At 51.1% G+C, this 9,496-nt stretch carries 10 protein-coding genes; 6 read left to right on the top strand and 4 right to left on the bottom strand.

All coding sequences use genetic code 11. From position 1 onward, the window contains the following. Positions 1 to 98 precede the first annotated feature (98 nt). The 4 genes from NDI52_RS34065 to NDI52_RS34050 form a co-directional block, all read right to left on the bottom strand. A complete protein-coding gene (locus tag NDI52_RS34065) occupies positions 99 to 227 on the bottom strand; it encodes a hypothetical protein (RefSeq protein ID WP_348257133.1) in 129 nt (42 codons plus the stop codon). Positions 228 to 300: 73 nt separating this feature from the next. Next, a complete protein-coding gene (locus tag NDI52_RS34060) occupies positions 301 to 516 on the bottom strand; it encodes a hypothetical protein (protein WP_348257132.1) in 216 nt (71 codons plus the stop codon). A gap of 35 nt (positions 517 to 551) precedes the next feature. Next, a complete protein-coding gene (locus NDI52_RS34055; protein ID WP_348257131.1) occupies positions 552 to 788 on the bottom strand; it encodes a hypothetical protein in 237 nt (78 codons plus the stop codon). 12 nt (positions 789 to 800) lie between these two features. Then, positions 801 to 1,847, bottom strand: coding sequence for a hypothetical protein (locus NDI52_RS34050; RefSeq protein WP_348257130.1), 1,047 nt, complete (start codon positions 1,845 to 1,847; stop codon positions 801 to 803). A gap of 219 nt (positions 1,848 to 2,066) precedes the next feature. Between NDI52_RS34050 and NDI52_RS34045 the strand changes: the two genes are divergently transcribed. The 6 genes from NDI52_RS34045 to NDI52_RS34020 all read left to right on the top strand — a co-directional run bounded on the left by NDI52_RS34045 (position 2,067) and on the right by NDI52_RS34020 (position 8,661). Next, positions 2,067 to 2,234: a hypothetical protein gene (locus NDI52_RS34045; protein WP_348257129.1), complete on the top strand. Its 168-nt coding sequence runs from the start codon at positions 2,067 to 2,069 to the stop codon at positions 2,232 to 2,234. Between the two features lie 12 nt (positions 2,235 to 2,246). Next, positions 2,247 to 2,810: a Uma2 family endonuclease gene (locus NDI52_RS34040; protein WP_348257128.1), complete on the top strand. Its 564-nt coding sequence runs from the start codon at positions 2,247 to 2,249 to the stop codon at positions 2,808 to 2,810. Between the two features lie 10 nt (positions 2,811 to 2,820). Further along, positions 2,821 to 3,495, top strand: coding sequence for a hypothetical protein (locus NDI52_RS34035; protein ID WP_348257127.1), 675 nt, complete (start codon positions 2,821 to 2,823; stop codon positions 3,493 to 3,495). 666 nt (positions 3,496 to 4,161) lie between these two features. After that, complete coding sequence (locus NDI52_RS34030) at positions 4,162 to 7,527, top strand: hypothetical protein (protein ID WP_348257126.1); 3,366 nt, start codon at positions 4,162 to 4,164, stop codon at positions 7,525 to 7,527. Position 7,528: 1 nt separating this feature from the next. Beyond that, complete coding sequence (locus tag NDI52_RS34025; RefSeq protein ID WP_348257125.1) at positions 7,529 to 7,702, top strand: hypothetical protein; 174 nt, start codon at positions 7,529 to 7,531, stop codon at positions 7,700 to 7,702. A 443-nt stretch (positions 7,703 to 8,145) separates the two neighbouring features. Continuing rightward, on the top strand, positions 8,146 to 8,661 hold the full coding sequence (locus NDI52_RS34020; protein ID WP_348257124.1) for a hypothetical protein: 516 nt from the start codon (positions 8,146 to 8,148) through the stop codon (positions 8,659 to 8,661). Positions 8,662 to 9,496 lie beyond the last annotated feature (835 nt).

The raw sequence follows: 9,496 nt of genomic DNA, 5'->3' as shown, positions 1-9,496 counted from the left end.
GATTAATCAGTAGAAACGCTGCATACTGGTAGAGTCCTTGCGAGCAAGAAAGGGCATCAGGAGACGGTTGCTGGGGGCAAACTAAGCGATCGTCTCCCTCACAAAATCGCGGTTACTTCGTCGGGCTGGCTGTCGGCGCGGTCGTACCAGAGAACTTTAGTGACGACGATGAAGGTTTTGCCGCCCTTTTCTTCCAGGCGATCGCCAAATTCGGGTCTGAAGAACATTCCCTCCAGTGATACCCAGCCATGTGGGGCGGAGTCGTCGGGGCGGGCTTCATAGTGCGTTGGGTGGCTCATTTCAAGACACTTCCTCAGGGTTTGTTTCCTTAACAACAGCGAGGTGTTTTTCAAGCTCGGGCTCTTGCTGAATCCATTCGGGATGCGCTGAAACAATTGCAACGACCGCTTGTAGGGCATCACGTCTACGCGACTGTCTACAAATCTCGTCACGTAGCAAGTCCCAGCCTTTTTTCTGGTGGGCAGGAGACTGAATTTTCCGGTTAGATTTAGACATTGTTTTAATTCCCTAGTTTTAGGGGAAGTTCATGGTCAATCCCAGGAAGCCAAAGCATCAAGGTCTAAGTCACTATCAGGAGATGCTGCGATCGCCTCTGCCACGACATCGACGGAAGCTACGGTGGAAACGCCTACGGGCTGTGGATGGCAAGGACTGATCCAGCAATTCAGAACATGCTCAAGGGCATCCTTTGGATCATCAGAACGTAGCTGGGCAGCAATCTCTAGTAACAATTGGCGGTGCTGAGGCTTGGTGATTGAAAGACGCATTGCTCAAACCTCCTATACGCGGTTGGTGAGACGGAGAGCAATCTCATACAACCCTTTGGCGTTCTGCCAACGGGGCTGAACTGGCACTGCAATGTTCTTCCTGGCCAGCAGTGAGCCGATACCGGGCAGGCAAGCACCACCACCCACCGCAATGATCGCGGTAGCAGCAGGAACACGGGTTTCAGCTGCTTTCACGAATGGCTTTAACCCCTGGCTGAACCAATCGGGCAGAGCCTTCACGTAGGCTTCCTTGAAATTCCAATCGGGAAACTGCGTCCCATACACGAAGTCACCCTTCTCAATGCCCGAGCGGATCAAGTGACGGTCACCAGGGCGCTTCAGAAACGCTCGCACACTGTCAGAGGTGGCGATCGCATCAATCAACTTCTCCACACCAGCATCGGGGGCATAGTCGCGATAGGTAATTTGGAGGTTGTTGAACGAGCTAACGATGGTCGTTCCGTTGCCGATGTCAAATAGCAAAGCGCTGGTGAGGTCATACTCGCTACGGACGGCGAATGCAGCCCCGGCCCCTTCCTCGAGCACTTTCTCAACCTTGATGGTGATGGTGGATTCATGACCCATCAACCACACTTTGTGGGTGCCAGCGATCGCCTGGCTGATGGCACGCCCGAACGTCTTACCGTCGTGGACCGATGCCACCACCGACAGTTCCCACTCACCCCGCACATTAAGATGAGTGAGGGAACTGAGAAGCAGTTGCAGTGAGAAATCCACCTTCCCATCAGTCGAGTCAGTTACGCGATAGATACCGGAGGGTGAGCTGTAGTAGGCATTGATGCCGCCGATCCATTGCTTGCCAATGAGGTCAGCGCGATCGCCTTCTAGGTATTCCACGTAGCCCTGATTGGCGAATGTGGCGGGCTCTGGGAGATAGAGCACATAACTTTCTTGCAGCACCATGCCCAGGCCCGAATAGAGCTTTGCAGCACCATTACCAATATCAAAGCCAATGGGTAGGGATTGGTTAGCGCTGGCATCTTCTGCCGGTCGTTGCCGAGTGCGAGGCGTTGCCGCTTGCGGGGTTTGCGTAGGCATTTTAGGCGTAACTCCTTATCAGTTATAGGTTTTGTGAATTTTTGAAAGCTTTTTAGAAAGCTGGCAAGCTCTGTCAAATCCTGACAAATTCTGACAAATCTAGTGATATCCTAACAAAATTTGTTAGGATTGCAATAGTCTTTCCTAACAAATCCATGGAAAGTTATCTGATCTTTTGTGAGGGCGCTTATTATGTTTGGTAGTTCTGGATCTGAAGAGATGCCCAAAGTTACAGTTACAGCGTTCATTGAGGAGGACATCAAGGAGGGGCTGAAAGCTCTGGCTGATGTGGAGCGCCGTTCTATGTCGCAAATGATCGCTTTGCTGATCGAGCGGGCGGTTAAAGAGGCTAAGGCTAACGGCACAATTCAGGACGAACAAAAGTAAGGGCGATCGCCAATGACTACCCTCATACCTGCGAAATTCAGCGTTGATGCCTATCACAAGATGATTGCGGCAGGGGCATTAGAGGATCAGCGCGTCGAGTTGTTGAACGGAGAACTGATTGAGATGCCGAGTGAGGGCGCTCCCCATGCTGGTTTCAGTAGTGATACAGGGGATTACTTCCGTGAGCTGCTGCAAGGCAAGGCCAAAGTACGGGAGGGGCACCCCATCACCATTCCCCAGAATGACTCAGAGCCTCAACCGGATCTGGCGATCGTTCAGCAGCTTGAGGAGGTTTACGACGAACGTCATCCTCAGCCAAAGGAGATCTACTTACTCATTGAGTTTGCAGACACGAGCTTGGAGAAAGACCTTGACCCGAAAGCTAAACTCTACGCGGCTGCCGAGATTGAGGAGTACTGGGTCGTTGACCTAAGATCTAAGGTTCTCGTCGTCCATCGAACTCCGTCGAATGGCAGGTATGGCTTGGTGCAGGAAATTAACAGCGGATCTATCTCGCCGCTGTCATTCCCCAACATCAAGGTGTCAGTTGAGCGAATCCTTAAGCTTAAGAGGTAGTAACGTAAACATGCAGAAGGCACCCGAAAAACCTATCTCAATCTTGGCCACCTTAGATGGTCTGCCCCCTGTGGAGGTTTGGGAGCAGGCTAAGGGCGATCAGTTTTGGGAGTTAAGGGGAATCCGCGAACACTTTTTGGAGCTAAAGCTGGCATTCCAGGCGTATTTCGCTGGTGAAGAGAACCCCGTCGAGGATCCGAAACAAAAAGCTTTTATCGCTGGGGAACTACAGCATTATCTGAGCTTTTATAACCTCTGTTGGTTTGGCTGGGACGCAATTAAAGCAGAGTCCGCAAAGCTTAACACTGAAAGCTTCCCCAGATCTCCGGGAGAAGCGCTGATGATGCTCCTAGAATTTGACTGTGATGCTATGTGCGAACCGATCTTGGCAGGACACCGCCGGAACGTGAGAGAATCACGAGCAATCCTGACAGGTGGCTTGCCGAATTTGGATAACTCAAATGGACTGGACAAGAAGCGAGTGGCACGTACCCTGGCCTATGCTGCTGAGGTGGAGATCAGAGGGGTTGGGAACGGGCAGTTCACCGAGTTTTGTTTGGAAGCGGTAAAGAAGCGGACGCGTGGAAATCCGCAACTGAAGCGCATCACAAAGTCGTTCCAAGTCAGCCAGAAGCGGAGGTTTGGGGCGATCGCTAAGCTTTTAACAGGAGTCAAAGGGAGGTAAATTTCTGAAACTATTTTGGTTAGAAAATCACCCAAAAATACAGCGAAAACCGCTCTGAAAGAGAGTTATGCTACTGTCGCAATTGCCCCTTGAGTTTTTCGCTTTAGCTTTTTAATCTAAGGAGGTACGAACCGAACGAACAAACAAAAATCAAAAACCTCCGAAGGTTGCAGCCCTCAGAGGTTTTGAAAACAAAACAGTCGTTCTTTAGTTTTTGACCAACCCAGCCCTTCGTAGCAACTCTCTCCGGCCAAAGTTTGAGTTTGCACCAGAAGGGACTGGACTCGCACCCTTGTGGGAGGGTACTTTGTCCTTCAGTTTAAATTCATTAACCGCAATTGACAACTACGTTAAACGCTTTTTCACGCAACCACGCCAGAAAGCCTTTTTATCTCCAAAGTCTAATTTAGCGTCTAATAAATCTCAGAACAAGACTAAAGAATTTAACTCCGATCGTCTTCTCCCCGCTCCAGAAGGGTTTGAGGAAGCTTTTGAGGCAACCTTCTGGCTCAGGGTTGAGGCCATAAAAGTTGAGGATCTGGCCTGGAGAGTTTTAGAGCGTGGGGGGCTTGTACGATGAGCCTCACTCCTATTAGGCATGGGTGCCCAATCTGCGACTCTCATGACAGCCGATGCCGTGAGGTTGATAACGGCGTAATCCTTTGCATGACCCTCACTGAGCAAATTAAGGGTGTTGCTAGGTATCGCTATGTCAGACGCTCAAAGAGCAATGGAACCTGGGGTGTCTGGGCACCGGATAGCAATCAGACCCAGGGCAATGAATGGCGCAATGAGCTGGAGATCCGACGATCGCTCCGGGCGCAGCAGGAAGCACAGCAGCGGGCAGAGTCCATTCCCTCTGGGGAGCGCGATCGCCACTACCAGCGGTTGCTATCCTGCCTAACTCTGAACCCTAAGGATCGAGCCGATCTGCACCGTCGTGGGTTAACCGAGGCCCAAATCAAAGCAGGCGGCTTCGTATCGGTGAAGCAGTGGCAACGCTTACCAGAGGAATTCCCCACCACACTGCCAGGGGTAAACATCGACGGGAGATCGCTCAATGTTTCTGGTGCTGGGTATCTCTGTCCAATCCGTGATGTTGATGGGCTGCTCGTCGGGCTGCAGCTACGGCTCAGGGATGCTGAAAACGGTCGCTATCGGTGGCTAACGAGCGTTACTAAAAAACGGCCTAATGGGCAGCCCCCCAATCTCCCTAACGGCGAATTACCACTTGCAGTTTTCAGGCCAGAGCAGTTTCAGCCTGAAGCGATCGCCTTGGTTGAGGGAACCGGTGCAAAGCCATTCATTACCTCCTTGCGCCGCTCCATCATCACCATCGGAGCTGCGGGTGGGCAATTTCCCTCTAGCCCCCAGACTTTGCAGACCACTCTTGAGAAGCTGACGGCAGAGCTAGGAATTAACCGGATCGAGTTCTACCCCGATGCGGGCTCTCTTCAGAACCCCAATGTCCTCAGGCAGTATCAGGCAACTTGGGAACTAGTGACAGGTTGGGGCTACTCCGTCCACATCGCATGGTGGGGGCAACTGGAGAAAAGCTCCTTTGACATCGATGAGCTGAAGGAACTGGATCATCTCCAATTCATTACCCCTGCTGCATTTCTCGCTATGGCACCGGAGGGAACAGCCGCCGCCCTGATAACACAACAGGGACCAGAGCAAGCGCGCGATCGCTACCGAGCGGAAACTGACCGCATCATGGCGGAGTTTAATAGCCTGCGGGTTCAGCCAACCATCACAGAGTATGGTCGCTACATTCCATCGGGACTGCTGCAACTGCCAACAACAGCAGGCAGCATCCTAATTGATGGACCAATGGGGACAGGAAAAACCTCGACGGGACTGAAGGAACTAGTTCAACAGCACCGGCGCAGGTATCCCAAAGCATTCCGATGCTTGCTGACCCCTAGAAATGCTTTAGGGCGTCAGTCTGCTGCTGTACTGGGACTCCCACATCACACCGAATTTAAGGGGTTTGGGCAGTGCCCCAGCGAGGTCACCTTATGCCCAGAATCGGGTTGGCGTTTTCCCACCAACCGTCTCCCAGACGGGCCACCGCTGATTCTCATTGATGAAGTGAGTCAACTACTTCACCAGGTTCTAGAGGGTAAAACCTCGAAGCAGAACCATGCTCTGATCTTGACCTGGATGCGATCGCTGTTCCGGTGGGTGCGTGAGCAGGGTGGCTGGATCGTACTTTCAGAAGACGGCATCACCAATCTGGAACTTGACCTGATATCAGAAGCTTCTGGGCTTCCGGTTGTTGAGTTTCTGAAGTTTGAGCGCACCGATACCAAGGCCAGAGACATTCTGCTGTTTGATTCCCCATCAATGACCTGGCTAGAAATCAAACGGCGGCTTGCCTGCGGTGAGAACCTGATCCTTGGTTCTGACTCGGCGAAGTGGCTGCATGAAACCCGAGAGATGGCGATTGCCATCGGCATGGATCCGGAGGATATCTGGCTCATTGACAGCGAGACATCATCGGAGGATTGGGCACAGCAATTGAGCACCGACCCGGACGGGTGGATCTTGCGCCACCGGCCTCGCATCCTGGGTTACTCGCCCACCTTCCAGCAAGGCATTAGCATTGCAGATCCATCTGGCCACTTCCAGGCAATGGGTCTGCATTTGGTTCATTTAGATTGGCGATCGGCCAAGCAAATGCCAGAGCGCCTTCGGTCAGACGTACCCCGGTTTGGCTACGTGAAAGAGCGCGGTACAAACACCGATGAGTTCTTCAGCAGTTGCCGACCAGACGCTATTATGCGGGATTTTTACCGCAACGCCGAGGGCGTTAAGAAGCTAACTCAGTTTGCAGAGTATGTTCAATCAAAGTCTGTAACTGATGCTGACGGTAACCCTCTAGACCTGATTGCAAAGCTCAATGAACTGCAAGCATCACAGGATGAACCTGATTCAGTTTTTGGGTTTTGGCTTCGCCACTATGCTCGCTACCGGGCCAGGGCAACTTATAACCGCCTTGGCCTGCGAGAAAGCTTGATCGATCTATGGCGAGCGCGTGGTCACAACGTTCAGTTGATTGAGGGCAGAGCACCTGAGGAGACGAAGGAGCGTAAACGGATTCAGGAAGGGCTGGAACAGGCAGAGGCTTCGACCTTTGCCCAACTGGATACCGGTGAGCTGAGTGTTTCCGATGCCCGTTCAATTTTGGAGGATATTGAGGCCACCAAGGAGCAGCGGGAGCTGGCTCATAAGCGGCTACTGCAGGACAAGTTGCCGGGAGTGAATCTAGATAACCCTGAGTTTGTGCTGAAGGTCATTGTTCAGGACAGTGGGCGATTTCTTAAGACAGCAGAACTGCTCTGGATGTCACGCAACCCCAGGGCTGCTGAATGGCTCGATCGATGGACGTGGATCAATGAGTTTACCCAGGCCGCAAAGCGTGATCAGTTTGTTAGCTACGCTCGGCTGTCGTGGCGCTCAGGCCAGGCCAAATTACTCAATGAATGTCCGTTGCAGCCTTTTATTGATGGTCGAATTCTCCAGTGGGACAACAACACTCCCGAGGCGATCGCCGTTCACAGATGGGCGCTGATGAGAAAACATCAGCTTCGTAGATACCTGAGATTGAATGTTTCAGAAACACATACCCCCGTCACCACGGTTAACAAGCTACTGCGGTATCTGAAATTTGAAGTTCAACACGTTGGATGGAAGGGGAGCCGAGAGGAGCGGGAACGACAGTACAACATCAGTAACCTTCAAGACTTCGATAGGGAAACTATCATAAAGGCGCTAGAAGAACGATTTATCAAGCGTTTGCAGGATAAGGAGGGCACATCCGAGCCATCTGAATCTATCCCCGTGATCGCAACTCGCATAGATAATCTACCCCTTACGAGTTGCGATCACCGACCTCAACCCGACTGGTCGATCTGTCCCCCAGAGTGGGTTGAGGATTTCAAAAAAGCATGGTCAGTGGCTATCACTGCTGAAGAAAGGGTCCAGGTCATTGCTGATGTGGAGTCATTTAGGGAGGCGATCGCATGATGTGGCCTCCCCTAGAACTGGGCGATCGCACCCTCTCACGCCTTTGGGCATTGGCACCATTGAACGAATTCCCTATCCAGGTGAAGCGGTAGTGCGTGGTGATGACTGGCGATTCTATGGCACCTTTCCCCTAAAACAACTTACGCCGTTGGTGAGAGGTACGATCGCAGCATGAGCCCTTAAACCCTTCTCTAGAACCAAGCCCCTAGGATCGGAACTGCCTGGGACTAGCACAATAATTATGCTCTCCCCCATGACTAGAAAGTTCCTTCTACGTGATCACAAAGACGAAATTCAATCATCTCTGGTTTTGCATGCAACTGGATCCAAGCGATGGGGAAATAGGATTCAGTCGATCTGTTGGTTGCACTGCAGGCGATGCATTCAGTTTTGGGCCGTTTATGGCAAGACAGCACAATAATTGTGCTGGTACGAGACTTTTCCTGATTGGGGAGGTTGAGGTATGGCTGTACATCAAAGTGCCTGTATTGGGTCAATCTGGCTTCCATTGATCAGTCATGTTATGTGGTAAACCCCTTGTAGGCCAGTTAGTTTGAAGGATCATTAATCAGTTGCGTTGATCCGTTTCTTCGGGACTGAGCAGTATAAGGAGCCAGAATGGCTAAAAAACCAAAGTTGGATGAATTCACCATTGGCCGTATGCGACAGGCCTATTTGGCCAATCTCGGTCTCAAGAAAACGGCTCTTAGAAATGAGATTTCCAAGAAATTTCAGTGCAGCATTCCTACAGTAATTCGTTATGCCAAGGAGGGGGGATGGGAAGAACTCCGGCAGGCTGCGATCGCATGTCGCCATAAAGAAACGATCCCTCATTCTGTCGCATCTCCTCCGCCTCCACCTCGTTATGGGGGCACAGTGGCTGGGCAGGGAATAGACGTAGACGTAGAGGCTTTGTTAGTACAGGGGATAGTAAGTTTGTTTACCGATGGCATGGTGAGTCCGATTAAATCTCGGGAAGCTGCGCTCGCCACGGCTTTAAAGCTCATTCAGGAATACCGGCGGTATCATCCGCTTACCATCGATGAGCTCATTGATGCTGCCCTGTCTATACCAGGGTTCAGTCCAACTGCTCTCGCTCGGCGTCTCAGGGAGCGGATTGAGCAATCTAGTTAGGGCGATCGCGTTTCCCTAGAAACACTTAACGCTTATCTAATATGGGTTAAGTGCGTTCAGCCCGATTATGGGAGCAATTGTTGGTTGCGTTTGCGACTGCTTCAGTAATGCCAGCTTAATCTGGATTGGTAGCGACCGAGGAGTGGAACAGAACCCAATAATTGGGCTATGCCCATCTGAGTGGGTCGCTACTAGGAGTGGGAGAGAGCCCAATCATTGGGCTAGCCCTCGTCTCCCAGAGCATAGAGAATTTTCAATGATTTTGAGCCGTTCCTGCTGATCAGTCCCCCTGATCAGTCTGATCACCTACCTCAAATCCTTTCAGCTCAAGGCTTTAGACGAAAGCTGATCAGAAGCAGTTGATCAGTTTTTGCTGATCAGCCTCTTCTGATCAGCTTTTTGTGCTCAGAAATCGCCCCTGCACAAGGAAACTCTAGAAAAAGGACCACGTTTTGCTAAAAAAACTAGGACAACAAAGGTAGCTGAAGCGGGTATCAAAAGCCCATGAACGCGTTAGCTATTTTCTCTTTGGCTTATGAATACGAAATTGCGCCCTTTAAGGGCATAGTCCAGGTAATTTTACTATCCTAGAAAACAAATTGTGGCCCCTCCCGCTATAAGCGAGTTGCATAGGCGATCGCGTTTCTCTAGAAATAGTAAATAACGCTTATCCGATATAGGTAAAGTGCGTTTAGCCCAATGATTGAAGCGACCGTTCTCGCTATAGAACCCATTTGACATCTTTACAATCTCAAATTAAGGTACTGAAATCCCTTGAACCAAGGTACCATGCCATATTCCAGCAGCCTCACTGATGAAGAATGGAACATCCTCG

Source organism: Leptolyngbya sp. PL-A3 (assembly GCF_039962325.1).
Classification (GTDB): domain Bacteria; phylum Cyanobacteriota; class Cyanobacteriia; order Elainellales; family Elainellaceae; genus Vacuolonema.
Note: the sequence above shows the minus strand (reverse complement) of the source record. Positions and strands in the feature narration are given on the sequence as shown.